Consider the following 26160-nt stretch of genomic DNA (forward strand, 5'->3'; position numbering starts at 1 on the left):
TCTTACATCTGAACTTACCAATACAACTAATCAATTACGAAACAGCAGACAACACTCCAAGCTATCCACTGTTACTCCCTGCTTACCGCTGCCGGTGTGCGGCGCCGAACAGACTGACGCTCACCAGTGTTTGCGCCTCTGCGTGCAAACGGACAGGCGCTGTGCCACCCGGCATCACCACGGCCACTTCAGCGGCGTCAATCCAACCTGCGCGCCACGCTGCGCAGGCCACCGCGCTGGCGCTGGTCCCCGAAGACGCCGTTGGCCCCTCGCCCCGCTCGAACACCCGTGCGATTACCCGGTTGCCCGAGGCTCGCGCAGCCCATTGCAGGTTGACGCCAGCCACACAGGGTTGGCCCTTGCCGACGGGCGGCGCGAAGGCTATTGCTTGCAAGCGCTCAAACAGTACGGGTTGGAGCATCGCGGGGTTTTCCGGCAAAGCCGAGACCTGCTCGACCAAGGTCACGCAATGGGGGTTGCCCACTCGCACAAACTGGCTGCATGCCCATTGCGGGTCGATGGTGGCCAAGGCCGCTACGCGACTGAACTCACGGTGCCGCACCGAGACGGCTTGAATGTCGTTGGCGCCGACCGCCGCAGGTCCGAACGCAGGCTGCCCCAGGGCCAGCCAAAAGCCCTCGACCTGTTCGTAGATCGCCGGCTCGACAGCAGTGGTCACGGGGGACGCGGCAGCCGGCTGATCGTGATGCACCCGCAGTTCACACGCTTGAGCCATCAGGCCCTGGTCGGTCAGCGCCTGGGCAAAAATGGTCAGCCCATTGCCACTGCGCTCCGCGAGTGTGCCGTCAGTGTTGACGATCAACAGGTCAAACGGTGGCGCAGCCTGAAACGGTCCGACCAGCAAACCATCGCAGCGATGCGCTTTGGCACCCGCCGGACGCGGCGTCGTCCCCCAGCCACATTCAGATGCGATGGCCGACGCGGCCCATGCCAGCCGGGTGTTCGCCGCCAACTCGGCGCTGCCTGGCACGTCGATGCCCTGGCTGCGCAAGTCAGCCGGGCTGACCACCCCATAGATATTGCCGCGTGCGTCGTAGAACTGGGTCATGAGGCGAGCTGCCTGGAAGTTTTCATCGGTTCGTCCATACGGTTACCTACTGATTGGGCGGCAGCGTATTACAGAACACCCCAGGTGTGGGAAGTGGCCTGGAAGGTGGTAACCCGCTGCAAGAAGCCTGGGGTTCATCAGTCCTCACAGGGATTACACACCTTCCAGGCCACCTCCTACACACTGGATAGCCTGTATGTGGTCGCCATCGTCCAAGGCGTTCCATCGTTGTAAAAATATCCCATGGGCTAATGCGAACGAGCTCGGCTCGCTCGACCGGGCTTGATGTGCAAGGATGTGTCGCCGGACATCGTTCATTGAACGCAAAACCAAGGATTTCTTCATGACTGCCATCCCCACCCCAGCGCCCGTGGTTCCCGGGCGGCTGGAGCAAATGTCGACCCGTATCGCTTTTTTCATTGCCGGCTTCGGCATCGCCGCCTGGGCGCCACTGGTGCCGTACGCCAAGGAACGTGCGCAACTCAATGAAGGCACGCTTGGCCTGCTGTTGTTGTGCTTGGGGGTGGGTTCGATTCTCGCCATGCCGGTGGCGGGCGTACTGGCGTCACGCTTTGGCTGCCGTCGGGTGCTCAGCGCCGGCACGCTCATGATCTGCCTGGCCCTGCCGATACTGGCCACGGTCAGTTCGATTCCGCTGCTGATGGCCGGGCTGTTTCTGTTTGGCGCAGGCTTGGGCACCGTGGACTCAACCGTCAACCTTCAAGCGGTCATCGTAGAGCGCGCCAGCGGCAAAACCATGATGTCGGGCTTTCATGGCTTGTTCAGCCTGGGCGGTATTGTTGGCGCAGCGGGGGTTTCCGGCCTGCTGGGGCTGGGCTTTTCGCCGCTGCAGGCGACCCTGGTGGTGATCGTCATCATGGGGCTGGCCTTGCTCAAGGCCGGGCCGCATTTGCTGCCCTATGGCAGTGAAAGCTCAGGGCCGGCGTTTGCCGTTCCCCACGGGGTGGTGCTGTTTATTGGCGGTTTGTGCTTTATCGTTTTTCTCGCCGAAGGCGCCGTACTCGACTGGAGCGCCGTGTTTCTCAGTGCCGAGCGCGGCCTGGACGAAGCCTACGCGGGCCTTGGCTATGCGGCATTTGCCCTGACGATGACGGCCGGACGCTTGACCGGTGACGCGATCGTACGTCGTCTGGGGGCCACCCGGGTGATCGTGATCGGTGGCTCGCTGGCAGCAGCCGGCGTGTTCCTCGCAACACTGTCCCCGGCGTGGGAAATGGCCCTGTTGGGTTATGCGCTGGTGGGCGCCGGCTGCTCGAATATCGTCCCGGTGCTCTATACCGCCGTCGGCAAGCAAAACGTCATGCCGGAACACATTGCCGTACCCGCGATTACCACGCTGGGTTACGCGGGGATTTTGGCAGGGCCCGCCGTGATCGGCTTCATTGCCCATGGCAGCAGCCTGGCGACCGCCTTTCTGTTGATCGGTGGGTTGCTGGCGGCGGTGGCGGTCAGCGGCAAAATACTGCGGGTGTAACGCGAAAACCGGCAGGAATGGGGGGACGCTGAAGACGCTGATCAGCGCCCTTCAGTTGCCCTTCTCCTTCCTGTCATTTTCCAGCCACCGATCGATGCTGTAGTTCTTCAGCCATCCCTCAGTGTTGTGGCTACCAAAAAAACGCGTGCCGTTGGCCTTGCTGCTCTCCAGCGACGCCAGCAAGCCCGAGCGCTCAACCAGATTCCTGGCCAGGTACACCTGCTGCTCGCTGTATCTTTTTTTGGGAAACCCGGTGGCCGCATCCCGCACAACGTCACCCTTTTTATCGGTTTCGTCAGGGTCCTGGCTCATCTCGAGCAGCTTGTCGGTCTTCACATATCGGTGTTTCTCAAAAAAGAAACTGTAGTCCTCGGCTGTGTCGCGCAGCTCATCGAACATTGCCCTGAATGCCCTGACGACCTCTGCGTCGGTCTTGGAATGAAAGGGGTCTGCGCTATGCCTGTCCGGGTGGGTGTTACCGACCCTTGAATCGGCTGCCTTGGAAAGGCTGTCTGTGGTGATAAAACCGCCATTGGCGACAATCGCCTCGTTCAGCCTGGGGCGGTTGAGTATCTCTCGGGCCAACAGGATGATGCGCTCGGCTACTGCGCTCTGGTTCGGCGCTTCACCCGCAATCTGCTGCAATGCACGTTGGCTCAGCTTTCCGTCCTTCTTGAACGCGTCCAACATGGAAAATTCGTTTTTCAGGGCCGTTGCCAACATATGATCGTCGCAGCTGGCGTAGGGGTTTGCAGCAGGGGTCATACGCCCAAAGGCAGATGGGCCGTCAACCTGCGGATCGGCCCCGCTCATCCCGCCGATGAAAAAATGATTGGAGGACAGACCTGGCGCAGAAGATTTTCCCAGCGCCGGGGCACCCGCGCCCGTAGCGGGCGCACTCCATGAAAAAGGCAGCCGGCGGCCTGGATTATTGATCCCGTCAGTCATGCTTCATACCCACCCTATTTAGATTCCGTAACCTGAGCCCGAGTGCTTGACCGTCTCAAACGCCTTGAGAGCCAGCGCTGCATAAGCCTGGGTTGTGTGGTTGCCGAAAAATAATGGTTCCGGAAAATCGCCGCTCCCGGTGAGGAATATCCCTGGTAAAACTTGAGCATTTGTAACCGCCCAAGCCGTCCAGGCTCACTCTCGATAACGTCTGCGCATCAAAAACAACTAGCGCTCATGGCGTAACAATTTGCTCCAGAACATCGCAAAGATTGACCCCAGGGAACGGGATACCGGCTCATCTGCAAACGGCCTGGCCCCTCTGTCGAAGTCTTCGGCGGTGGGCGCCTTGAAGCTGCTCTTTGGCGAGGAACTGAGATTGACCGCAAGCGCTTTCAAGTTCTTTTGAGCGGTGGCCTTCTGGGCTGACGCGGGCAGCGTCGAAACACTGTGCTGGGAATTGCGAGGTTCAAGTGATGTCGAGTTCATGTGCCAGGGCCTGACTCAATAGATGAGGACATCCACCGATGACCAACCACCGTTGGATGTACTCTTCGTGGTAAATCTGGGTGAAGGGTTCCTGTGTAATTGAACGTGTGTCCTGCGCAGGTCTAGTCAGACACCTTCAGCCACTGCTTCAACTCTTCACGGGAGATCTTGCGATCACGCTGCCACTGGAAAGGGTGATCCATCGAAGCCTTGAGTTCCGGACGCACCATGAGCTCTTTCGCCAAATGGATGAGCTTGTCCTGGGCTGGTATGCCCGTCAGTGGTTGCTTCGCCAGACGATCAAGCTCGCGGAGCTTGATCGAACGGGGAAAATAGCCGGTGGCTAACTTACTGAATTGAGCGAGCAGTTCCTGGACAAGTTGCTTGTCACTGTGAAGCTTCAGGGGATTATCGGAGCTGATAAAGCTCGCGATATTGGCTTCAGTTAAATGACCATCCTCAATGCCGGTCTCGCCATCTCGATCAAGAGCCTCCAATAGGCCAGGATGGCGCAACAAGGCTTGCGCCAGGCGGATGTTCGCGTCTTTGACCGGATCACCGGTCAGTCCTTTATTGGCCATTGCTCGCACACTGTCGGCGGTTACGCGCTGCAACGGAGGCATTTTGAACGCGCAATAATTATCCAACAGTTGTTGCGCAAGGGCTGAGGAGTGAGCCGGATTGGGACGCGGCGGTGGCCCCGGGTTTGGTTGTACGCCCACAGGCAGCGGGCGCTGAGGTGGACCTGGCTCTGGTTGCGGTCGCTGGGGCGGGCATGAAGAGTGGCAATGACCAGGGAAAGGTCGTTGCACAGGCGTATCGAATACCGGCCCGTGATGCTTGCCCGCTTGCGCGTAGTTCATGCCTCCTGGACGGCGCGCACTGGATGGCGTGCGGGAACCGGCAGTTTCGTGCTCAGCCTGAGCGGGTGAACGAGCGACTGTCTGATTGAATGCGGATATCGACATAAGGTTCTCCAGTGCTGTGTATTGAGCGTCTTGCCTCGCTGCAATCGTCAATCGCAAGCAGGCCAATCTTGTGTGGCAAGCGCGCAGATATCGGTTCCTCACAGCGTTGAAGAATTCCAGGCAGCGGTAGGAAGAACCTCTCAGGAGGTAAGGAGCAAAACGCAAATCGCCGCCGTCCCAGTGCGGGGCGGCGGCGATTTTCCACTCAATGCAGCTCTAGAACCCGACGCTGGCCTGTACGAAGAAGGTTCGAGGTTCGCCCAGGTACAACCCGGCATTGTTGTCGCTGGAGCGCGTGTAGTGCTGCTGGTCGAAGACGTTTTTCACGCCGACGCCAAGCTTGAGGTTGGACAATTGCTCACCAAAGTCATACCCGCTGCGCAGGTTGACCGAGACATACCCCGGGATATCGCCGTATTGGCCATCGGCCGTGCCCTGGGTGATGTAAGTGGTGCCAGTACCGGGTGCACGTTGGCCGGACTGCGCGTAGACATCCAGGTTATGGGTCCAGTGATTGATGTCGTAGCGCAGGCCCAGGGTAGCCACTTCACGGGAGTACAGCGGCAAATCACGCCCCTTGAAGGGCACGTCGCCTTCGGAGGTGGCCTTGGTGTAAGTGAAGCCGGCGTTGGCGGTCAGGCCGTCCAGGCGCGAGTCGAGGTTGGACAGATCGTAGTGGGCCGAGGCTTCGATGCCGGTGTGCTTGGTGGCGCCGAGGTTGGTCCAGCCTACGTCATTGCTGACGTACTGCAACTCATCCGAGAAGTCGATGTAGAACAACGTCACTTCGCCGCCCCACACGCTGTCGTTGTAGCGCGTGCCGACCTCGTAGGTCTTGGCTTTTTCCGGGTTCAGGCCGTTGGCGGTCTGGTTGCCGGTGCCACCCTGGCCCAGTTGAAAGTACTGCAGGCTGCCAAAAGAGGTTTCGTAGTTGGCGAACAGTTTCCAGGCATCGGAAAGGTGGTACATCACGCTCAGGGCCGGCAACGGTTCGTTGTTATGCACCTCGCGGCGTTTTTCCTCGGTACGCTTGCCGTTGAGGGCGACAACCGGACGGTCATGCCATTCGGTGCGGATGTCTTCGAAGCGGATGCCCGGAGTGATGGTCCACTTGCCGATATCGATTTTGTTATCGATATAAAACGCATTGGCTTCGGTGCCGCCCGTGCGGTCCTGATAGACATGGCCATCACTTTGACCGCCTGGCGTGGGCACATTGTTGACCAGGTTGAGACTGGTCGCCTGCTCGTGCATGCCTTCCTTGAGGTAGCGATAACCCAGGCTGACTTCCTGGGTGCTCGGGCCTACGTCGAAAACATGCGACACCCGGGGTTCGATGCCGAACGTGTAGTAAGTGCGCGGATAGGAGCCGAGTGTCTTCAGGTCGCGGTTGGCGATGTTGCTGCCACGGAAACTGTCGGAGTAGTAGGTCAACACTTCCGCCTGGGTACGGTCATCGATCTGACGGATGTATTTGAAGGAAACATCCTTGCGGCGCCCGCTAAAATTGTCCCAGTCACGTACCGATTGATAGGGGTTGGCGTCGAACTGCTTTTGGGTCAGGCCGCCGGGCATATCGGCGCTGGCGTCGTAGTAATGGAAGTTCAGCGAGAAGTCGTCTTGGTCGGTCGGCGCCCAGTGGGTCTTGAAGATCACGTCGTCGATATCGTTGGAGTTGTTACTGCTGCGATAGCCGTTGCCTTTGACGCCGGAGTACAACAAGGCCGCGCCGATGCCATTGTCTGCGGTGCCGCCGACGAAGGCATTCTCGATGTGTTTCCAGCCACCATGCGCCGAGGTTTCCAGGGTGGTGCCGACGTCACCGGAGAACTTCTCGGGAATGGCGCGAGTCACGAAGTTGATCACACCGCCGACGTTCTGCGGCCCATAACGCACGGAGCCGGCGCCGCGCACCACGTCGATGCTATCGAGGTTACCCGAGGAAATCGGGGCCATCGACAACTGTGGCTGACCGTATGGGGCGAAAGCCGCCGGTACGCCATCGATCAGTACGGTGGAGCGTGGCGACAGGCGCGACGTGAGTCCGCGCACGCCAACGTTGAGGGAAATATCGCTACCGCCCGTGCCGTTGGCTTCCTGCACCTGCACACCGGGAATGCGGCGCAGCACGTCACCGACGTTCATGGCGCCCTGCTCCACCATGGCTTCGCGACGCACGACCGTGCGCGCGCCTGGATGGTTCTGCACCACTTCGGCATTGGCATCACCCAGCCAGTCGCCGACCACCTTGATATCAGTGATACCCAGTTCAACCGGTGAACCGGCTTCCCCCGTGCCGCTGCTCACTGGGCGCAAGGTCACGGAACCGGCGTCGATCTGGTAATCCAGGCCGCTGCCTTGCAGCAATTGGCGCAGGGCCTGTTCCGGTGAAAGGTTGCCGTCAACGGCGGGTGCTTGTTTGCCCGCGACCATGTCAGGGCTGAAGAACACTTGCAGGGAAGTCTGCTGGCCCAGTTGACTCAGCGCCGCGCCCAGCGATTGGGCGCGGATGTGGATACCATCGCCAGCGTAGGCTGCCGGCAACGCGGCGCTGACCGCCAGTGCCAGGGCGAGAGGCGCCCAGCAGGAAATTTTATTGTTGTTCACGGCAAGTTTTTTCACGTCGAACCTAGTCCTGTGATCGCAAGAGTGCGCATCCGTTAATGCAAACCAGTTGCAGTTGCAGGAGAAGACGAAGAACTCGAAAAAAACCTGAATGTCAGCGTGAAATAATTTCCTGGCTGCCGTCCGGCAAAGCGCGCACCGCCACCGGCAATATGTGCGGCAAGGCTTTGAGCAAGGCATCGGTATCGCTGGACTTGAACACGCTGGTCAAGCGCAGGTTACCCACCGCAGTCGAGCTGACCCGCAACGGCCGCTCGCGGTAACGCGATACCTCGCGCGCCACATCGCCCAGTGTGGCGTTGTTGAACACCAGCTTCCCGCTGCGCCAGGCCGTCAGTTCATCGGCATTCACAGCGTAGGCAGTGGCGACTTGCCCTTGGGCATCGACATGAGTGGCGCGGCCCGCCGTCAGCGTCACGAGTTGATCCGACGCACGCCCTGTGACGTTGACCGTACCGGCCTCGACCACCACGCGGGTTTGGTCATCATCTCGGCGCACATCGAAACGCGTACCGGTGACTGTCACCTGCCCTGCCCCGGCGGCCACCACAAACGGACGGCTGGTGTCATGCTCCACACTGAACATCGCTTCGCCCTGCTTCAGCTCCACTGCGCGGCGGCCCTTTTCATAATGCACCGCAACCACGCTGCGGCTGTTCAGGTCCATTATCGAACCATCGGGCAAGGCGACCTGGCGATGCTCGCCTACACGCGTGCTGAACTCGGCGCTGTAAGGCTTTGGATGATCGAGCCCGCTGAACAGGCCCAACCCCAAGGCGACCGCCACCACACTCGCGGCCACCGCATAACGCCAGGCAGCGTGCCCTTTGGGCCGCGCCACCGGGGCGTCGCACAGCGCCTGCAAACGCGCCTTGGGTAACAGGTCCGCAGCGCTCCACACCCCTTGCAACACATCGAATTCGTATTGGTGCTCGGGCCGCTGTGCTCGCCATGCATCGAAACGTTGACGCTCTTCGTGGCTCAGCCCGGCGTCCTGCAAGCGTACAAACCATTGCGCGGCCTCGTCGCGAGCACGGCTATCCATCGTTGAAGGTCCTGTTTCAAAACGAGTCATGGGGCCAACGCATCCAGGCGATCACGCAGATGCCGCAGGGTGCGGATCATATACTTTTCCACCATGTTTTTAGACAAACCCAGGCGATCGGCGATTTCCTGCTGGGTCAGGCCTTCGATTTTCTGCCAGATGAAAATCTTGCGACAGTTGAGCGGCAGCTCGGCCAAGGCCCGCTCGACGGACTCCGCCAGCTGGATGGCATGCATGTAATGCTCCGGATCGCCCTGATGAGGCGAAGGCTGGTCAAAGGCATCCAGGACCATAGCCTCCCGGCGGTCTTCCCGGCGATAGGCGTCCACCGCGATATTGCGCGCCGTTTGATGCAGATAGGCACGCGGCTGCTCAACCTCGGCGGAACTTGACTCGAGCACGCGCACAAAGGTGTCGTGGGCCAGGTCTTCGGCATGCTGACGGTTTCTCAGGCGACGTGTCCAAGTGCCGACCAATTCTTCGTAGTGCTCGAAAAAGCCTGTTCTGCGGGGCGGCTGGGGAATCATCGCGTGAGCACTGGGAAGACGGGGGTGTAAATAGTAATGTTTCCCATTAAACAGGGCAAATGGCTTGCTTCGGCCAGTGGTAGGCTTTCAGAAAAAACGACAAAAATGGCATGTTCGTCCTTTTCTGTAATCTCTTGGGTCTAATTTTTCGAAAGAAACCGCACATTCAATAGGTCCACTATGCACATCCCCGTCAGCATCATCGGCGCAGGCCTGGGCGGTCTCACTTTGGCCCGTGTCCTGCACATCCACGGCATTACCGCCACCGTCTATGAAGCTGAGCCATCGGCAAACGCTCGCGCGCAAGGCGGGATGCTCGACATCCACGACTACAACGGCCAACTGGCCTTGCAGGCTGCGGGTTTGGGTGACGATTTCCGCTCCCTGATCCTGGAGGGGCACGAGGCGACTCGCGTACTTGATTACACAGGCACAATTCTGTTCGACCAACCCGACGACGGCAGCGGCGGTCGCCCAGAGGTCATGCGCGGCGAGCTGCGCAAGATGCTTCTGCGCTCACTTCCGGTCGATACCGTGCGTTGGGGCCACAAGGTCAATAGCGTGCGCCCCCTCGGCGAAGGCCAGCATGAGGTGACATTCGCCGACGGCTCTCACATTGTCACCAACCTGCTGATAGGTGCGGACGGTGCCTGGTCAAAGGTCAGGCCGCTGCTCAGCAACGCTATCCCCGAGTACATGGGCCGCTCGCTCATTGAAACCTACCTCTATGACTGCGACGCCCGGCATCCCGCCACAGCCAACGCGGTCGGTGCCGGTGCGCTGTTCGCACTTCAACCAGGAAAAGGGATCCAGGCACACCGTGAGCCTGACGCCACGCTTCACACCTACATAATGCTCACCAAACCGCAAAGCTGGTTTGCCGCCATCGACTTCACCGACCGAGCAGGCGCGGCCGCGCGGATCGCACAGGAGTTTGCAGGCTGGTGCCCTGCCCTCACTGCACTGATCACAGAAAGCGATACCGAATGGGTATGGCGCCCGCTTTTTAGTCTGCCGGTTGAACACCGTTGGAATCGAGTGCCTGGAGTCACACTGATCGGCGATGCCGCACACCTTGCGGCCCCGAATGGCGAAGGCGCCAACCTGGCCTTATACGACGGGGCCGAACTCGGCAAAGCTATTGCTTCACACCCTGATGACGTCGAAACAGCCCTGCACGAATACGAACAGGCCATGTTCCAGCGCAGCGCACGAGTGGCGGCTGAAAGCAATGAACTGCACGAGTTGATCTTTGGTCACGAAACACCGCATAGCCTGGTCAGCCTGTTTGAATCACCCCGGGCTTCGTAGACGCTGCGAGCGCTTTCTTCTCCTGGAAGCTGAACTTGTACGCCGCAGAGCCTGTCCTCAAAAAGGACTCTCTTCGAACGTGGGTGCGCAATGCAGATTTCCTTGCAGCAACAAGTGGCGCTGGTCACCGGCGCCAGTTCCGGCATCGGCGCCGGTGCGGCCAAGGCGCTGGCCGAGGCCGGCGCGGCGGTGGTGCTCAACTACAACTCCCAGGCCGCGCCCGCTGAAGCCCTGGCGGCGCAGATCAACGCCAACGGCGGCCGAGCGATTGCCATCGCTGGCGACGTGTCCAAGGAGGCCGACGTCGAACGCCTGTTCGCCCAGACCCTCGACGCCTTCGGCCACCTCGACATTCTGGTGGCGAACTCCGGCCTGCAAAAAGACGCCAACCTGGTGGACATGAGCCTCGACGACTGGAACACCGTGATCGGCGTCAACCTCACCGGCCAGTTCCTGTGCGCGCGTGCGGCCGTGCGGATTTTCAATCGCCAGGGCGTGCGTGAGGGCGTGTCGCGAGCCGCCGGTAAAATCATCCACATGAGCTCGGTGCATCAGGTCATTCCGTGGGCCGGCCATGTGAATTACGCGGCGTCCAAGGGCGGCGTCGAGATGCTGATGCGCACCCTCGCCCAGGAAGTCAGTGAGCAACGCATCCGCATCAATGGAATCGCGCCGGGGGCGATTCGTACGGCGATCAATCGTGCGGCCACCGAAGGCGCGGCCGAGAAAGAATTGCTCAAGCTGATTCCCTACGGTCGGGTCGGCGACGTGGAAGATGTAGCCAACGCGGTGGTCTGGCTGGCCAGTGATGCGTCGGACTATGTGGTCGGCAGCACCCTGTTCATCGATGGCGGCATGAGCCTTTATCCGGAGTTCCGTGGCAATGGTTGATTTCCAGAACGAACCTCAAAGTGCGATCGATGCCCACGGCATCATTGGCGATATGCGCAGCGCCGCCTTGATCAACGACCAGGGCAGCATCGATTTTTTCTGCTGGCCGGAGTTCGACAGCCCATCGATCTTCTGCGCGCTGCTGGGTACGCCTGAAGCGGGTATTTTCCAGCTCACCCCCGACTTGCCCAACGCCCGCCGCGAACAGATCTACCTGCCCGACACCAACGTGCTGCAAACCCGCTGGCTGAGCGACGAAGCCGTGGTGGAGATCACCGATCTGTTGACCGTCAGTGAAGACGTCGACGACTTGCCGCTGCTGATTCGCCGGGTGCGGGTGGTCAGCGGCACGGCGACGATTCACCTGCGCTGCGCCGTGCGCCATGACTATGCCCGGGCGCCGACACGCGCCGGCGCCGAAGCGGGCGGCGTTCTGTTCGCTGCCGACGGCCAGCCCGACCTGCGCCTGGTCGGCAGCCACCCGTTGACTCTCGAAGAGGATTCGGCGGTCGCCCGATTCAGCCTCAGTCAGGAACAAGGCGCCGAGTTCGTGCTGGGCGGCGCTGACGATCCACGCGTGACCAACGGCTGTACCGACCTGTACCTGGAACGCACCTTGAAGTTCTGGCGCGGCTGGATTGCCCAATCCAACTACCGCGGGCGCTGGCGCGAAATGGTCAATCGCTCGGCCCTGGCGTTGAAACTGCTGACCTCGCGCAAACACGGCGCAATCATCGCCGCCGCCACCTTCGGCCTGCCGGAAACCCCAGGAGGCGAACGTAACTGGGACTATCGCTACACCTGGATCCGAGATGCCTCGTTCACCGTCTACGCCTTTATGCGCCTGGGCTTCGTCGAGGAAGCCAACGCCTACATGCGCTGGCTCAAGGGCCGGGTCAGTGATTGCTGCAGCCAACCGACCAAAATCAATATTCTCTATGGCATTGACGGGCGCCAGGAGTTGCCCGAGGTCGAACTGGACCACCTCAGTGGCCATGGCGGCGCCAGGCCGGTACGGGTCGGCAACGAAGCGTTCGATCAGATCCAGCTGGATATCTACGGCGAGTTGATGGATGCGGTATACCTGGTCAACAAATACGGTGAAGCCATTTCCCACGAAGGTTGGAAACACACGGTGGAAGTCGTCGATCAGGTCTGTGAGATCTGGAACCAGAAGGATGTCGGCATCTGGGAGATGCGCGGTGAGCAACATCACTTTCTGCATTCACGACTGATGTGCTGGGTCGCCCTGGACCGCGCGATCCGCCTGGCCTCCAAACGCTCGCTGCCCGCCCCCTTCGCGCGCTGGGACCAGACCCGCCAGGCGATCTACGCCGATATCTGGAGTAACTTCTGGAACGAAGAACGCGGGCATTTTGTGCAGCACATCGGCAGCACGGCGCTGGACGGTTCGATGCTGTTGATGCCGCTGGTGCGCTTTGTCGCCGCCACCGACCCGCGTTGGTTGTCGACCCTGGAAGCGATTCAGAAAAGCCTGGTCCGCGATGGCATGGTGTACCGCTATCGCAACGACGACAGCCAGATCGACGGCCTGCAAGGGACCGAAGGCGCGTTTGTGGCGTGCTCGTTCTGGTATGTCGAATGTTTGGCTCGCGCAGGGCAAGTGGAAAAGGCCCATCTGGAGTTCGAACAATTGCTGCGCTACGCCAACCCGTTGGGCTTATATGCCGAAGAGTTCGACGGCCAGGCCCGGCATTTGGGTAACACGCCGCAAGCATTGAGCCATTTGGCGCTGATCAGTGCGGCGACGTTTCTGGATCGTAAGCTCAGCGGGGTGAAAACCGTCTGGCAGCCCTGATGTTTCGTCTAGAGTCTGAAAACCTTCGGCCCACTCATCGGAGCCCACCATGACCTCGACCGCTGCGCTGTTCTATGTCCGTACGTCCATGCTCGATGTGGCCTATGAAGCCCAGGGCCCGCTTGATGGCGAGCCCGTGATCCTGCTGCATGGCTTCCCCTATGATCCTCGCGGCTACGATGAGATTGCACCGGTACTGGCAGAGCGCGGCTATCGGGTGCTGGTGCCCTACCTGCGCGGTTATGGTCCGACGCGGTTTATCCACGATCAGGTGATGCGTTCCGGGCAGCAGGCGGCGCTGGCCAAGGATCTGCTGGACTTCATGGATGCATTGTCTATCCCGCGAGCGACATTGGCCGGTTACGACTGGGGCGGGCGGGCAGCGTGTATCGTCGCGGCGCTGTGGCCCGAACGCGTGCGCGGGCTGGTGACGGGGGATGGCTACAACATCCAGGACATCGCCCGCTCGCCTACGCCGCGTGCGCCGCAGACGGAGCATCGGCTGTGGTACCAGTACTATTTTCATACCCCGCGTGGCGTGGAGGGGCTGACGGCCAATCGCCGTGAGCTGTGCGAACTGCTGTGGCGGCTGTGGTCACCGACCTGGGCCGAGGGTCCGGGCCTCTACGGCCAGACCGCGCCATCGTTTGATAACCCGGATTTTGTCGAAGTGGTGATTCATTCCTACCGCCACCGTTTCATGTACGCACCCGGCGATCCGGCGCTGGAAACCATCGAGCAGGCGCTGGCGCTGCAACCGCCGATTTCGGTGCCGAGTATTTCGCTGTGCGGTGCCGATGATGGTGTGGGGCCTCCTGCGGTGGACGATGACGATGTGGCGCACTTCAGCGGTTTTTACCGGCGTGAAGTCTTGCCCGGCGTGGGCCACAACATCCCACAGGAAGCGCCGCAGGCGACCCTGGCGGCGTTACTGGAATTGCTCGCTTACGACACCGGTGAAAAGCGCTCACGGTAAGCCTGGGGCGTCACCGCCAGCTCCCGTAAAAAGCTGCGACGCAGGGTTTCTTCACTACCGAACCCGCATTGCACGGCGATGCGTTTGATCGGCAACGTGCTGTCGGCCAACTGCCGGCGAGCGGCTTCCACACGGATCAGTTCGACCGCTCGCGCCGGGGTCTGGCCGGTTTCAGCACGGTAGTGGCGGACAAAGCTGCGTTCACTCATGCACGCCTTGGCGGCCAGGGTTGAGAGGTTGAGGTCCAGGTTCAGGTTGTCCGCGATCCAGGCGTGCAACTCGGCAAAACGACTATCGCCTCTTTGCAAGGACAGCGCCACGCTGAACTGCGATTGCCCACCCGGACGCTTGAGGAAAACCACCAGATGCCGCGCGACCTCCATGGCAACGGCGCGCCCCAGGTCCTCCTCCACCAGCGCCAGGCACAGGTCGATACCGGCGGTCACACCGGCAGAGGTCCATACCGAGCCCTGCTGGATGAAAATCGGATTGGACTCCACCGTCAGCGCAGGAAACTTGCGCGCCAGCTCTTCGCAGCGGGTCCAGTGGGTGGCCACGCGGCGGCCGTCGAGCACGCCACTGGCGGCCAGCAGGAAAGCCCCGGTACACACCGAGGCCATGCGTCGGGTGTGTCGGGCTTTTTCGCGTACCCAGTCGACCAGCACCGGATCCTCGGCAGCCCCGTAAACGCCCCAGCCACCGGCGATCACCAGGGTATCGACGGGCGTGTCGGCCGGCGGCAGCGGTTCGGCCACCAGTGCCAGGCCGGCGGAGGTCACGACCGGCGCGGCCTGGGCAGCGATCACCGACACCGCGTAGGGCAACGGTAGCCCGCGCTGCCGGGCAAGATCGTTGGTCGAGGCGAACACCTGCAACGGCCCGGTGACATCGAGCACCTGTGCATTTTCGAAAGCGAGGACGTGGATGATTCTGGGCATGATTGGCGTGATCTGTGGGCTCAATGGCGTATGCGCCAAAGCCTAGGCCTCTAGAGTGAAGCCGTCCACCCCTCTTCTGGAGCTTTATCCATGACTTTGCAGATCGGCTTTCTGTTGTTCCCCGGCGTCCAGCAACTGGACCTGACCGGCCCCTACGACGTGTTGGGCGCACTGCCGGATGTGCAACTGCACCTTGTGTGGAAAGACCTGGCGCCGGTCACCTCCAGCACCGGCATGGTCTTCACACCGACCATGAGCTATGCCGATTGTCCGCGCCTGGATGTGATTTGCGTGCCCGGTGGCACCGGCGTGGGCGCATTGATGGAAGACCCACAGACCCTGGATTTTCTCAAGGAGCAGGCCCACACGGCGCGCTATGTGACATCAGTGTGCACCGGCTCCCTGGTGCTCGGTGCGGCGGGTCTGCTGCGCGGTCGCAAGGCCACCACCCATTGGGCCTATCACCACCTGCTTGCGCCGCTGGGGGCAATCCCGGTGCAGGCACGTGTAGTGCGTGACGGCAACTTGTTCACCGGAGGCGGCATCACCGCCGGGATCGACTTTGCCTTGACCCTGGCTGCGGAGTTGTACGGCGAGGACGTCGCCCAGTTGGTCCAGCTGCAGATTGAATACGCGCCGGCGCCGCCGTTCGACGCCGGCAGCCCGGACACCGCGCCCGAGGCAGTGCTGGAGGAAGCCCGAAAACGCACGGCCGAGCCGCGTCGGGTGCGGGGTGAAATTGTCGCCCGGGCAGCCGCACGGTTGCGCTGACAGCGGTGCTCAGGCCGGACGTGACATTAACGCCAAGCGCGCAGCCAATAGCATCAGCACCGTCGCCAGGCCCCATTGCTGGAGCCTGGCGCTCTGGCCGGCTCCAGCAAACAAGCGGCTGAGCGCACCGCCAAACACCCCCAGCAATCCATGAAACACGCCGGCAATCACGGTCAGAACACACCCCAGCACCAACAGTTGTATCGCAATGGAGCCGGCCTCGGGCCTGACGAACTGGGGCAGGAACACCATGAAAAACAGCAGCGCCTTCGGATTGAGCAAACTGTTGAGCATGGCCTGCAGGAACACCTGGCCCAAGCGCACATGACGAACCTGGGCCAAGTCCAGGCTGGCCTTTTTTTGCAACGTCTTGTACGCCAGCCACAACAGATAGATCACCCCGGCATAGCGAATCAAATCAAACGCAGGCGGCCAACTGGCGACCAGTGCGGTCAAGCCGGTGGCGGTCAAAACCGTCAGGAGTAAATCCGCGACGCAGATCCCCAGGCTCGAAGCCACGCCACCGCGCCAGCCATAACTCACCCCGTGACTGATCACAAAAGCCATGTTCGGCCCCGGAGACAACAGCAACAGTAAGACCGCGCCTGAAAAAACCGCCAGGGTTGCCAAATCGATCATGCTCACGCCATTCAGTCAGGAAAGCTCACAGACTAAGTGGCTGATCTTGCGCCTACAAAAAATTGTGCTGGATACATTCTTCCCAGCCAGTCATGCCCGCAGAATACGCAACGCGCTCCGCCCCCCAATTCCCCCCTGCCCCCTTTTCCTACCTCTAGTTAGAAAAAGGTTTCCGATTTGTACAGGAAAACTCCCACATTTGTTTCTACACTCCAAATCACACCCGACATCAGACGGAATCGGACAAGGAGTGCCAATAAAATGACAGATAAAAATTATTTAGAATGCCTAACTTTTGAAAAATGCAAAATGGTCAAGTTATTGACTAATGCTCAAAAATAAAACATCCTTCAGCGACTGCCCCCACCGATCTCCTTCATTTGGCTGGCTCCACGTGAATGGAATGGTTGCGTTTGACACAGAGTAGCCGTCGTTCGACTTGCCCCTGATAGCAGCACGCTGCCTATCGGACCAACTCTCGAACATAGAGCTTGGAGTGCGATGAGGGATGTTTTTATGCGCGAGAAGTCGTCGGTCGACAGCCTGTTTTTGACCCGTGCCGGTTTTGTTGAGTTTTTTGTTGTTTTCGTCAAATTGATTCATGGCCTGACTGCGATCTTGCCGCCTCTGGTCCTGGTATTGTTCCTCGACCCGATGGCCCATGAATTGCGTTCCCACTTCCTCGGCCTGCTGCTGTTTTTTGCGGTGCTGACCATCATTCTGTTTCAAGCCCTGGGTATTTATTCCGAGGAGCTTTTCAGTAATCGCCTGCGCCTGCGCAGCAACATCGTGGCGTGGTCTGCGGCGTTCTGCATCTTGCTGTTCATGTATCAGATCCTGCAGTTCTTCCCGCAACTGACCCCACGCAACCTGGTGGTCTGGTACATCGCCAGCCTCGGTTTGTTCTGTGTGGAGCGTTTGGGGGTGCTGCGCCTGTATCGCAACCTGATGCGCAAGGGCAAATACCTGCAACGCACGGTGATCCTGGGCTTCACCGACACCGCCGTACATGTGGCCGACCACCTGCAACGCAACGGCGATATCCGCTCCGGCCTGATCGGCTTTATCGACGATCGCACCGAGCGCATTCCCAAGGAACTCAGCAGACTGCCGTTGCTGGGCAACACCCGCGACCTGGAAAAACTGATCCGCGCCGAACAGGTCAACCAAGTGATGATCTGCCTGCCCTGGGCCGCCGAGCAACGTATCCACGGGCTGGTCAATCGCCTGCGGCAGATGTCGGTGAATGTGATGCTGGTGCCTGACATGGCCGCCCTGCGCTACGGCCACAGCCGCATCACCGACGTCGGCGGTATCCTGATGTTCAACACCTCGCAATTGCCGCTGCGCGGGTGGTCACCGTTTATCAAGCGCTGTGAAGACTTGCTGCTGGCCAGCCTGGCACTGGTGGTATTTTCGCCGGTGATGCTGGTGACGGCCATTGCGATCAAGCTCGACTCCAAAGGCCCGGTGCTGTTCCGTCAGAACCGCTATGGCTACAACGACAACGAGATTCGCGTGTTCAAGTTCCGCTCGATGTTTAACGAACAGAGCGACTTCACCGCCGAACAGCAGACCACCCGCGAAGACCCACGCATCACCCGCGTCGGCCGCATCATCCGCAAAACCAGCATCGACGAGCTGCCGCAACTGTTCAATGTGCTGCTGGGCAATATGTCCATGGTCGGCCCGCGCCCACATGCCACGGCGACTAAAGCGGCGGGCATTCCGTTTGAAGTGGCGGTGAGCGAATACAGCTCAAGGCATCGGGTCAAGCCGGGCATCACCGGCTGGGCGCAGATCAATGGCTACCGGGGTGAAACCGATACCCTGGTCAAAATCCAGAAGCGTGTCGAATACGACCTGGAGTACATCTCCAAGTGGTCGGTGTGGTTTGACTTGTACATCGTTTGCATGACGATCCCGGCCGTCCTCTCCACCAAGGAAGTGTATTGATGAATACCCTCAACGGATTAATTCCCTGCATTATCTCCGGTGGTTCAGGCACTCGGCTGTGGCCGGTGTCGCGGCAGAACATGCCCAAGCCCTTCATGCGCATGCGTGATGGCCAGAGCCTGTTGCAAAAGACTTTCCAGCGCGCCGCCAAACTGCCCGGCGTGGAAAGCGTGCTCACGGTGACCAACCGCGACCTGCTGTTCCGTACCCTGGATGACTACCGTGGGGTCAACAAGGCCCACCTGCCCCTGGACCTGCTGCTGGAACCGTTCGGCCGCAACACGGCGGCGGCCATCGCCGTCGCCGCATTGCATGTGCAGGAACACTTCGGCGGCGATGCGCAATTGCTGGTGATGCCCGCCGACCATTTGATCTTGAATGAAGTCGCGTTCGCCCAGGCCGTGATCCAGGCCCGCGACCTGGCCGAAGCCGGCTACCTGGTGACCTTCGGCATTCAGCCCGACCACCCGGAAACCGGCTTCGGCTACATCGAAAAAGGCGAAGCCTTGAGCACCGGCAACCGGGTCAAACGCTTTGTCGAAAAACCGGACCTGGCCACCGCCCAAGGCTATCTCGACGGCGGCAAGCACCTGTGGAACGCCGGCATGTTCTGCTTCAAGGCCGATACCCTGGTGGATGAGCTGGCGGCCCACGCCCCCGACGTACTGGCGGCCGCAAAAGCGGCGCTGGAGCACAGCCAACACCTGCAAAACAAAACTTCGCGCCAGCGTGAACTGGACGCGGAGGCATTCGGCAGCGCACCGGATATTTCCATCGACGTGGCCTTGATGGAAAAGTCCAGCCAAGTGGCCGTGGTGCCCTGCGACATCGGTTGGAGCGACATCGGTTCCTGGGAAGCCCTGCGCCAGCTCACCCCGAGTGATGCCCATGGCAACCAGGTCAACGGCGAAGCAATCCTGCATGACGTGCACAACTGCTACATCGACTCGCCCAAGCGCGTGCTCGGCGCCGTGGGCGTGAAAGACCTGATCATCGTCGACACCCCCGATGCCCTGCTGATCGCCGATGCCCACCGCAGCCAGGACGTGCGCTACATCGTGGCCGAACTCAAGCGCCAGAACCACCCGGCGTTCAGCCTGCACCGCACGGTCACCCGGCCCTGGGGCACCTACACCGTGCTGGAGGAAAGCAGCCGGTTCAAGATCAAGCGCATCGTGGTCAAGCCGCAAGCATCGTTGTCGTTGCAGATGCATCACCACCGCAGTGAACACTGGGTGGTGGTCAGCGGCGCCGCACAAATCACCAATGGCGACCGCGAATTCCTGATCAACGCCAACGAGTCCACCTATATCCCGGCCGGGCACAAACACCGCCTGACCAACCCCGGCATCATCGACCTGGTGATGATCGAAGTGCAGAGCGGCGAGTACCTGGGCGAAGACGACATCGTGCGCTTCGACGACATCTATGGACGTGCCCCGGCCGAGGTGAAAAAGTGACATGCGGACCTCGTTGATCATCCCGACCCGCAACGCCTCCAGCCACCTGGCACGACTGCTGCCGGCGCTGAAAATGCAGACGCTGCAACCGGACGACATGCTGGTGGTCGACAGCGCCTCCAGCGACGACACCGTGGCGCGGTTTCGCGAATTCGGCGCGCGGGTCGAGGTCATCGACGCGCGGGACTTCAACCATGGCGGCACCCGGCGCTGGGCCAGCGAGCAAGTGGACGGCGATGCGTTGATCGTGATGACCCAGGACGCAATCCCGGCAACCCCCGAGACCTTCGCCAACCTGTTGCGCGAATTGCAGGAAGACCCGCTCAACGGCGTTGCGTATGGCCGCCAACTGCCGCACCCGGACGCCGGGGTACTGGGCGCGCAATCGCGGCACTTCAACTACCCGGACCAGAGCCGCAGCAAGAGCCTGGCCGATGCTCCGCAGCTGGGGATCAAGACCTGCTTCAGCTCCGATTCGTTTTCTGTGTACCGACGCAGCGCATTGCAGGCCGTCGGCGGTTTTCCCGCCGACGTGATCGGCAGCGAAGACGCCTATGTGGCCGCACGCATGCTGCTTGAAGGCTACAAGGTGCGCTACGCCGCGTCCGCGCAGGTGTATCACTCCCACGATTACCGCCTCATGGATGAGTTCCACCGCTACTTCGACATTGGCGTGTTCTACGGTCGCGAGCCGTGGATACGCGAGGCATTCGGCGATGCCGGCGGAGAAGGTAAACGCTATGTACTGGCGGAGCTCGCAGCATTGCGCGCTGCCGGTGCATTGCATCGCGTACCCGAAGTACTGGTGCGCAGCGCGTTCAAGTTGCTCGGCTATCGGCTGGGCCATCAGGAACGCCGGCTACCCATCGCCCTAAAGCGGCGCATCAGCATGTTCCCCGGTTATTGGAGGTGAGCACATGACCCACAGGAAGTCCCCCTTGATGAAACGAACCTTGCTCGTCCTGGCCATGATGGCATTGGCCGCCTGCAATACGCCCGCACGCATCGTCCCACCGGACGACAAGACGGTCGAGGAAGGCAAACGCGCCCTCGACCAACTGGCCCAACTGCCGCCGGCCGTGGAACGTATCCGCGTCGGCGACCAGTTGCGCATCGTGCGCGATGCCGGAGAAATGCCGACGCTGTCAGCGTTCAACGTCAGCACCATCTATGAGCTGACGCTGTACACGGTGCAGGCCGACGGCAAGATCAACTACCCCTTCCTGGGGCCGATCCAGGTCGCCGGGCGCCAGCCCTCGGAGCTGGCCACCGAGCTGAGCAACAAGCTGGCGCCGGTGTATCGCGAGCCGCGGGTGACGGTGAACATCAACCAGGCACCGGGTAACTCGGTGATCGTCGGCGGCGCGGTGAACAACCCGACGGCGGTGCAAATCGGCACGGCCAACACGCTGGAACAGGCGATTGTCGGCGCCGGCGGGGTGAACCCGTCCGGCAACGCAAGCATGGTCGCGCTGCTGCGCGAAGATGCCCAGGGCGCCTACCGTGCCTACTTCCTGGACTTCAGCCAATACCTCAAAACCGGGCCTAACGGGCGCAAACAAGTGCGCTTGCAACGCGGCGACGTGGTGTTCGTACCCAAATCCAACGTGGGCGAACGCATCCAAGGGGTGGATACCTACTTGAACCAGTTGATTCCGTTCACCAAGTCGATCGGGGTTGGCTACAACTACACCCGAACCAGCGGCAGCAACAACTAAAGGAGCGACATCCCATGATCGAGATCCGTTCTTTTCGGGATCTTCTGCGCCTGTTCTTCATCTTCAGGCATGAGTTCAAGCTGGCGGCCATCGCGGCGCTGGTCATCATGCTATTGGGGGCCTTCCTGCTGCCGGCCAAGTACGAGTCCACCGCACGCCTGCTGGTCAAGCCTGGGCGTGACTCGACCTTGCCGATCGAGATCAGCAACCGCCAGGCGCTGGTGATGCCCAGCACCCAGCGCGACCCGATTGTCGACGAAGAGCGCCTGCTGACCGGCCGCCCGATCGTGCGCGCGGTGGCCGAGCACTACCTGGAAGTGATTGAAAATGCACCGCCGCCGGAAGGTTTCTGGAAGCGCACCAAGTACTACGTCAAGAGCGGCATCGGTGCCGTGTTCGACGGCGTGCGTGTAGTGCTGGAAACCGTCGGTATCGTCGAAAAAACCACCCCGGTGGAACGCCTGGCCGCCAGCCTGGAGAAAAACTTCGAGGTGAGCCACGCCGCGGGGTCCACGGTGATGGATATCAGCTTCAAATGGGGCGACCCGGAAATTGCCCAGATGGTGGTCAAGAACTGGATCGAGACCTACATCAACGAACGCACCCAGGCCCTGGGCCGCAAGAGCCTGTACGCGTTCTACGAGGGCCAGGTCAACACCAGCGCCAACGAGATCAAGAGCTATAAGCAACAGATCCTCACGCACCTCAACGAGATCGGCGCGGCGAGCATTACCGACCGCCTGGAGGACTTGTCCGAGCGCATCAACGTGCTGCGCGGCGAGACCTTCAACACCACCCGCCTGATCGCCTCTTCCGACAGCGCCCTGGAGAGCACTCGCAACCAGCTCAAGACCCAGCCCAAGGAAGTGACCACGGTCCGCCAGATCGCCCTGAACCCGCAGCAGCAGGATTTGCGTCGCCTGCTCAACCAGAAGCTGCTGGAAAAGGCCGATATGATGCGCACCTACACCGACAACGCGCCGCCGGTCAAAGCGCTGGACGCCTCGATCCTTGCCATGCAGGCCCAGGTCGCCAGTGAAAGCAACACGGTGCAGAGCTCGGAAAACCGTGCGCCGAACACCCTGGAAATCCACTTGCAACGCGTGCTGCTGGATGAGTCGAGCAACAACCTGGCGCTGCGTACTCAGTTGGTTCAGCAGCAGAAACAACTGGTCAACCTCGAAGCCCAGCGCAAGCAGGCCCTGGAGATTGAGCCGGAGCTGGCGCGCCTTTCCCGCGAGTTGAGCGCCACCGAGCGCAACTACGCGCTGTATGTGGACAACCTGGAAAAATCGCGCATCGACCGTGAACTGGATAACAGCCAGATCAGCAACATCGCGGTGATCGAAGAAGCCACCCTGAACCCAGGTCGTGTCTTTCCGAAAACCTTGGTCATGCTGATGTTGGCGATCCCGTTTGCCATCGTCGTCGGCCTGTTGGTGATCTACCTATGCTACCTGCTGGACCAGCGCATTCACGATGGCGGCCTGGTGGAGCGCAAATTCGGCTTGCCGCTGTGGACCACCCTGCCGGAACTGGACACCAGCACCGCCCAAGGCACCAACGCGTTCAATGCGAGCATTTACCGGCTGTACGGTTTGCTGCAACTGGAGCGCATTGCCGAACAGGGCATGACGCTGGGGCTGACCTCGGCGCGCCACGGTGAAGGCGTGACCTTTGTGGTGGAACAATTGCGCCAATTGCTGCAAGAGAACGGCATCAACGTGCGTGTCGGCGGTGCGGCACCGGCGGCACAGGGGGAAGTGGTCCTGCTGGATGCTTCGGCCCTGCTGGATAACCGCGATGCGTTCGTCACGTTGCGCCGCGCCGACCTGATCGCGCTGGTGGTGGAAGCGCAAAAAAGCACGGTGCCGGTGGTGGAACATGCCCTGTCGATCCTCAACACGGCGTTTGGCAAAGTCGACGGCATCATCATCAACCGACGCAAGTTCGAAGTGCCGGCCAAGGTGCTGCAAAACATCGCCAAGTACCGGGGGGCGTTCTGATGCGCATCGCCCTGCTTGCGCCCTTGCCGCCGGAAAAGAACGGGATCGCCGACTACGCGAACCATTTCAAGACGGCTTTGGAGCAATTGGGGGTGACGGTGGTGACACCGTTGAGCGGCGTGGCAGGCAACAGCGTTGCCATCAGCCAAGCCATCGCCGCATTCGACTGGCAAGGCGTGGACCTGGTCCACGCCGAGCTGGGCGGCGGGCGGTTGGGAGAATTCCTGGCCTTGCGCGAGTTGCGCAAGGCGCTCCCCAAGCTGCCGCTGACCGCAACCGTGCATGACCCGGAGCGCATGGTCTGGCGCCGGGAGCGTTTGCCCTTCCCGCTGAACCTGTTGGAACGTTTGCCCAGCCCACTGCCCCAGGCAGCGGTGGTGCTGGCAGACCCGCTGACCTTGAGCGAAGAACGCCGCGTCGCCCAGGACCTGACCCGGCTGGTCACCCTCACCCGCCTGGGCGCCGACTGCCTGAGCGAGCGCATGCGCTTACCTGCGGGCAAAGTGGCCGTGATCAACCACGCCAACCTGGCGATTGCGCCGGCTGCCTTGCCGTCGCTGGACACGCTGCGCCTGCTGTATTTCGGTTTTATCTACCGTGGCAAAGGCATTGAAGACTTGTTGCAGGCCCTGGCCGCCGTCTTCAAGCAAGCCCCCCAATTGCATGACCGTGTGCGCCTGACCCTGGCCGGTGGCACTGCCGCCGAAATGGCGTTCGGCGCAGGCGGCAATTACCTGGAGCAGTTGAACAGCCAGATCGCCGACCTCGGCCTGGCGGGCTCCATCGACTGGCGGCTGAACCTGCCGGCCAGCGAGATTGCCCAGACGATCCAGGTGCACCATGTGATGGTGCTGCCGTATCGCGAATCGAAAAAACTCGGCCTGCTGGGCCGCCAGCGCGGCACCAGTGGCGCGCTGTCCTGGGCCGCCGCGTGTGGGCGCGGGGCGATCACTTCGGATGCGCGCGCGTTTGCCGAGGAGGTCGCCAGCGGCAATGGCTTGATCTTTCCCCAGGGCGATGTGGGCGCATTGAGCGAGCAACTGTTGCGTCTGGCGAATACACCGACACTGGCGCAGGACTGGGCTGAACGCGCCGCGCAAATCGGCCGCGAACGCCTGTGGCCGTTGACCGCGCAGAAGTTCAAGGACCTTTTTGAGCAAGCCATTGCAGGAGCACCCTATGGCGCATAAACGGACTTGGTTCGCCTCACTGCTCGTGATCGTCGCGCTCGGCCTGAGCGTTTTTCTGTGGGGCCGCCAGGCCGATGCCGAGAGCCATGTGCTCAAAGGCAACAAAGTGCTGGTGTGGAAGGATTTCCTGGGAGTGAATGCGCAATTCCTGTGGTTCAGCCCCACGCTGTATCAACAGCAGATCGACAAACTCAAAGCCCTGGGCTTGCAGTGGGTGCGCCTGGACCTGCACTGGGACCAGTTGGAGCCTGCCGAAGGCCAGTATCAGGTTGCGACGCTGGACCAACTGGTCGGCAACCTGCAGACCAACCAGCTCAAATCGGTGTTCTACCTGGTAGGCTCGGCGCCCTTTGCCACCACGGCGCCGCCCGGTGCGCCGTACCAGGACCAGTACCCGCCGAAAAACCCGGATGTATTCGCCAACCGCATGGCGCTGTTGTCCCAGCGCTACCCCAGCGTCGACGCCTGGCAAGTCTGGAACGAGCCCAACTTGCTCGGCTTCTGGCGCCCGGTAGCCGACCCCGCAGGCTATTTCACCCTGTTGGCGGCGACCACCAACGCCTTGCGCACGGTCAACCCGGACAAACCCGTGGTTGCGGCCGGCATGGCCTTCCTCAGCGAAATGCCCAACGGCAAGACCATGCTCAGCGCCCTCAGCGCACTGGGCGTAAACCGCCTGAATACGGTGGTGTCCTATCACCCCTACAACCAGCTGCCCGAGGGCAATGACCCGGCCAACCTGGACTTTGTCGCCAAGACCCAGGCACTCAACCAGTCCCTGCGCGCAGAGGGCGTGAAAACCCTGTGGAGCACCGAGTGGGGCTGGTCGAATTACCCGGGGCCCAAAGAGGCGCAAGACCTCATCACCCGGCAGCAGCAGGCTGACTACGTGGTACGCCGGGTGGCGCTGATGAGCGCGATGGACTTTGACAAGATCTTCCTGTTCACCCTCAGTGACCTTGACCAGCGGGCCAGCGTGCGCGACCAGTCCTACGGTTTGCTCGACATCAACGCCAACCCCAAGCCGTCCTACACAGCGCTGAAGAACTTCCTCGATGTGAGCGGGCCGCAACTGACGCCCGGCGATCCGCCCATCGCCGACCAGTTACCCGACGGCCTGTTCAGCATCGGCTGGACCCGCGCCGACGGCCATAAGCTGTGGTACTTCTGGTCGGCACAGGGCGGTAACGCACACCTGCCGAACCTGACCAGCGCGACCCTGTACGACCCGCTGCGCGGCACACAAACCCCGGTGAGCGGCACCAATGGGTTGACCGTGCCGGTCAAGTCGAACCTGCAAATTCTGTTATGGGATTGAA

General features: G+C 61.1%; 21 protein-coding genes. 13 read left to right on the forward strand and 8 right to left on the reverse strand.

Annotated features, from left to right (window positions below; all coding sequences use genetic code 11):
• Window positions 1-82 precede the first annotated feature (82 nt).
• Entirely contained in the window at window positions 83-1069 is a 987-nt protein-coding gene (locus ACQRBT_RS26400; protein ID WP_244383919.1) for a diaminopimelate epimerase, read from the reverse strand.
• Between the two features lie 343 nt (window positions 1070-1412).
• Here ACQRBT_RS26400 and ACQRBT_RS26405 point away from each other — a divergent pair, with 343 nt between their 5' ends.
• The gene (locus ACQRBT_RS26405) at window positions 1413-2564 is read left to right on the forward strand and encodes an MFS transporter (protein WP_412047645.1); all 1152 of its coding nucleotides are present in this window, start codon (window positions 1413-1415) and stop codon (window positions 2562-2564) included.
• 51 nt (window positions 2565-2615) lie between these two features.
• On the opposite strand, the gene ACQRBT_RS26410 is transcribed toward ACQRBT_RS26405, so the two are convergent.
• The 5 genes from ACQRBT_RS26410 to ACQRBT_RS26430 form a co-directional block, all read right to left on the reverse strand.
• A complete protein-coding gene (locus ACQRBT_RS26410; protein ID WP_081086934.1) occupies window positions 2616-3512 on the reverse strand; it encodes a hypothetical protein in 897 nt (298 codons plus the stop codon).
• 611 nt (window positions 3513-4123) lie between these two features.
• Entirely contained in the window at window positions 4124-4582 is a 459-nt protein-coding gene (locus ACQRBT_RS26415) for a hypothetical protein (protein ID WP_412047646.1), read from the reverse strand.
• 603 nt (window positions 4583-5185) lie between these two features.
• Window positions 5186-7591, reverse strand: a complete 2406-nt coding sequence (locus tag ACQRBT_RS26420) for a TonB-dependent siderophore receptor (RefSeq protein ID WP_205345568.1) — start codon at window positions 7589-7591, stop codon at window positions 5186-5188.
• Between the two features lie 97 nt (window positions 7592-7688).
• Window positions 7689-8639, reverse strand: a complete 951-nt coding sequence (locus tag ACQRBT_RS26425; RefSeq protein WP_411984724.1) for a FecR family protein — start codon at window positions 8637-8639, stop codon at window positions 7689-7691.
• A 26-nt stretch (window positions 8640-8665) separates the two neighbouring features.
• The gene (locus tag ACQRBT_RS26430; RefSeq protein WP_090372158.1) at window positions 8666-9166 is read right to left on the reverse strand and encodes a sigma-70 family RNA polymerase sigma factor; all 501 of its coding nucleotides are present in this window, start codon (window positions 9164-9166) and stop codon (window positions 8666-8668) included.
• A gap of 180 nt (window positions 9167-9346) precedes the next feature.
• On the opposite strand from ACQRBT_RS26430, the gene ACQRBT_RS26435 reads away from it, so the two are divergent.
• The 4 genes from ACQRBT_RS26435 (at window position 9347) to ACQRBT_RS26450 (ending at window position 14163) form a co-directional block, all read left to right on the forward strand.
• Window positions 9347-10477 carry an FAD-dependent oxidoreductase gene (locus ACQRBT_RS26435; RefSeq protein ID WP_412047647.1) on the forward strand — a complete coding sequence of 377 codons (1131 nt, stop codon included), beginning with the start codon at window positions 9347-9349 and terminating at the stop codon, window positions 10475-10477.
• 90 nt (window positions 10478-10567) lie between these two features.
• Window positions 10568-11368 carry a glucose 1-dehydrogenase gene (locus tag ACQRBT_RS26440; protein WP_412047648.1) on the forward strand — a complete coding sequence of 267 codons (801 nt, stop codon included), beginning with the start codon at window positions 10568-10570 and terminating at the stop codon, window positions 11366-11368.
• Entirely contained in the window at window positions 11361-13187 is a 1827-nt protein-coding gene (locus ACQRBT_RS26445; protein WP_412047649.1) for a glycoside hydrolase family 15 protein, read from the forward strand. Before ACQRBT_RS26440 ends, ACQRBT_RS26445 begins: the two co-directional genes overlap by 8 nt.
• Before the next feature lie 49 nt (window positions 13188-13236).
• Window positions 13237-14163, forward strand: a complete 927-nt coding sequence (locus tag ACQRBT_RS26450) for an alpha/beta fold hydrolase (RefSeq protein WP_244698117.1) — start codon at window positions 13237-13239, stop codon at window positions 14161-14163.
• On the opposite strand, the gene ACQRBT_RS26455 is transcribed toward ACQRBT_RS26450, so the two are convergent.
• On the reverse strand, window positions 14133-15101 hold the full coding sequence (locus tag ACQRBT_RS26455; protein WP_412047650.1) for a GlxA family transcriptional regulator: 969 nt from the start codon (window positions 15099-15101) through the stop codon (window positions 14133-14135). The genes ACQRBT_RS26450 and ACQRBT_RS26455 overlap by 31 nt on opposite strands.
• A gap of 90 nt (window positions 15102-15191) precedes the next feature.
• Between ACQRBT_RS26455 and inhA the strand changes: the two genes are divergently transcribed.
• Window positions 15192-15872, forward strand: a complete 681-nt coding sequence (gene inhA / locus ACQRBT_RS26460; protein ID WP_161550193.1) for an isonitrile hydratase — start codon at window positions 15192-15194, stop codon at window positions 15870-15872.
• 9 nt (window positions 15873-15881) lie between these two features.
• Here inhA and ACQRBT_RS26465 read toward each other — a convergent pair whose 3' ends face one another.
• On the reverse strand, window positions 15882-16511 hold the full coding sequence (locus ACQRBT_RS26465) for a LysE family translocator (RefSeq protein WP_090372173.1): 630 nt from the start codon (window positions 16509-16511) through the stop codon (window positions 15882-15884).
• A 516-nt stretch (window positions 16512-17027) separates the two neighbouring features.
• On the opposite strand from ACQRBT_RS26465, the gene ACQRBT_RS26470 reads away from it, so the two are divergent.
• Genes ACQRBT_RS26470 through ACQRBT_RS26500 form a run of 7 tightly spaced genes read left to right on the forward strand, consistent with a single transcriptional unit; the run spans window position 17028 to window position 26159 of the window.
• Window positions 17028-18467 carry an undecaprenyl-phosphate glucose phosphotransferase gene (locus ACQRBT_RS26470; protein ID WP_412047651.1) on the forward strand — a complete coding sequence of 480 codons (1440 nt, stop codon included), beginning with the start codon at window positions 17028-17030 and terminating at the stop codon, window positions 18465-18467.
• Entirely contained in the window at window positions 18467-19927 is a 1461-nt protein-coding gene (locus tag ACQRBT_RS26475) for a mannose-1-phosphate guanylyltransferase/mannose-6-phosphate isomerase (protein ID WP_412047652.1), read from the forward strand. The genes ACQRBT_RS26470 and ACQRBT_RS26475 overlap by 1 nt, the downstream gene beginning before the upstream one ends.
• A gap of 1 nt (window position 19928) precedes the next feature.
• A complete protein-coding gene (locus tag ACQRBT_RS26480) occupies window positions 19929-20840 on the forward strand; it encodes a glycosyltransferase family 2 protein (protein WP_104993225.1) in 912 nt (303 codons plus the stop codon).
• A gap of 28 nt (window positions 20841-20868) precedes the next feature.
• Complete coding sequence (locus ACQRBT_RS26485) at window positions 20869-21645, forward strand: polysaccharide biosynthesis/export family protein (protein ID WP_090372180.1); 777 nt, start codon at window positions 20869-20871, stop codon at window positions 21643-21645.
• Window positions 21646-21659: 14 nt separating this feature from the next.
• Entirely contained in the window at window positions 21660-23651 is a 1992-nt protein-coding gene (locus tag ACQRBT_RS26490) for a GumC family protein (RefSeq protein ID WP_161550195.1), read from the forward strand.
• A complete protein-coding gene (locus ACQRBT_RS26495) occupies window positions 23651-24841 on the forward strand; it encodes a glycosyltransferase (protein ID WP_412047653.1) in 1191 nt (396 codons plus the stop codon). Before ACQRBT_RS26490 ends, ACQRBT_RS26495 begins: the two co-directional genes overlap by 1 nt.
• Window positions 24831-26159: a cellulase family glycosylhydrolase gene (locus tag ACQRBT_RS26500; RefSeq protein WP_090372186.1), complete on the forward strand. Its 1329-nt coding sequence runs from the start codon at window positions 24831-24833 to the stop codon at window positions 26157-26159. Before ACQRBT_RS26495 ends, ACQRBT_RS26500 begins: the two co-directional genes overlap by 11 nt.
• Window position 26160 lies beyond the last annotated feature (1 nt).

Source organism: Pseudomonas sp. R19M (assembly GCF_050312585.1).
GTDB classification, from domain to species: Bacteria; Pseudomonadota; Gammaproteobacteria; order Pseudomonadales; family Pseudomonadaceae; genus Aquipseudomonas; species Aquipseudomonas palleroniana.

What these genes read in the sequence shown, in the direction of transcription:
- ACQRBT_RS26440 (WP_412047648.1), top strand. Translation starts at nt 10,568, where the DNA reads ATGCAGATTTCCTTGCAGCAACAAGTGGCGCTGGTCACCGGCGCCAGT.
- ACQRBT_RS26435 (WP_412047647.1), top strand. Translation starts at nt 9,347, where the DNA reads ATGCACATCCCCGTCAGCATCATCGGCGCAGGCCTGGGCGGTCTCACT.
- ACQRBT_RS26400 (WP_244383919.1), bottom strand. Translation starts at nt 1,069, where the DNA reads ATGACCCAGTTCTACGACGCACGCGGCAATATCTATGGGGTGGTCAGC.
- ACQRBT_RS26455 (WP_412047650.1), bottom strand. Translation starts at nt 15,101, where the DNA reads ATGCCCAGAATCATCCACGTCCTCGCTTTCGAAAATGCACAGGTGCTC.
- ACQRBT_RS26470 (WP_412047651.1), top strand. Translation starts at nt 17,028, where the DNA reads ATGCGCGAGAAGTCGTCGGTCGACAGCCTGTTTTTGACCCGTGCCGGT.
- ACQRBT_RS26480 (WP_104993225.1), top strand. Translation starts at nt 19,929, where the DNA reads ATGCGGACCTCGTTGATCATCCCGACCCGCAACGCCTCCAGCCACCTG.
- ACQRBT_RS26430 (WP_090372158.1), bottom strand. Translation starts at nt 9,166, where the DNA reads ATGATTCCCCAGCCGCCCCGCAGAACAGGCTTTTTCGAGCACTACGAA.
- ACQRBT_RS26485 (WP_090372180.1), top strand. Translation starts at nt 20,869, where the DNA reads ATGAAACGAACCTTGCTCGTCCTGGCCATGATGGCATTGGCCGCCTGC.
- ACQRBT_RS26445 (WP_412047649.1), top strand. Translation starts at nt 11,361, where the DNA reads ATGGTTGATTTCCAGAACGAACCTCAAAGTGCGATCGATGCCCACGGC.
- ACQRBT_RS26490 (WP_161550195.1), top strand. Translation starts at nt 21,660, where the DNA reads ATGATCGAGATCCGTTCTTTTCGGGATCTTCTGCGCCTGTTCTTCATC.
- inhA (WP_161550193.1), top strand. Translation starts at nt 15,192, where the DNA reads ATGACTTTGCAGATCGGCTTTCTGTTGTTCCCCGGCGTCCAGCAACTG.
- ACQRBT_RS26500 (WP_090372186.1), top strand. Translation starts at nt 24,831, where the DNA reads ATGGCGCATAAACGGACTTGGTTCGCCTCACTGCTCGTGATCGTCGCG.
- ACQRBT_RS26405 (WP_412047645.1), top strand. Translation starts at nt 1,413, where the DNA reads ATGACTGCCATCCCCACCCCAGCGCCCGTGGTTCCCGGGCGGCTGGAG.
- ACQRBT_RS26450 (WP_244698117.1), top strand. Translation starts at nt 13,237, where the DNA reads ATGACCTCGACCGCTGCGCTGTTCTATGTCCGTACGTCCATGCTCGAT.
- ACQRBT_RS26425 (WP_411984724.1), bottom strand. Translation starts at nt 8,639, where the DNA reads ATGGATAGCCGTGCTCGCGACGAGGCCGCGCAATGGTTTGTACGCTTG.
- ACQRBT_RS26410 (WP_081086934.1), bottom strand. Translation starts at nt 3,512, where the DNA reads ATGACTGACGGGATCAATAATCCAGGCCGCCGGCTGCCTTTTTCATGG.
- ACQRBT_RS26495 (WP_412047653.1), top strand. Translation starts at nt 23,651, where the DNA reads ATGCGCATCGCCCTGCTTGCGCCCTTGCCGCCGGAAAAGAACGGGATC.
- ACQRBT_RS26475 (WP_412047652.1), top strand. Translation starts at nt 18,467, where the DNA reads ATGAATACCCTCAACGGATTAATTCCCTGCATTATCTCCGGTGGTTCA.
- ACQRBT_RS26415 (WP_412047646.1), bottom strand. Translation starts at nt 4,582, where the DNA reads ATGGCCAATAAAGGACTGACCGGTGATCCGGTCAAAGACGCGAACATC.
- ACQRBT_RS26465 (WP_090372173.1), bottom strand. Translation starts at nt 16,511, where the DNA reads ATGATCGATTTGGCAACCCTGGCGGTTTTTTCAGGCGCGGTCTTACTG.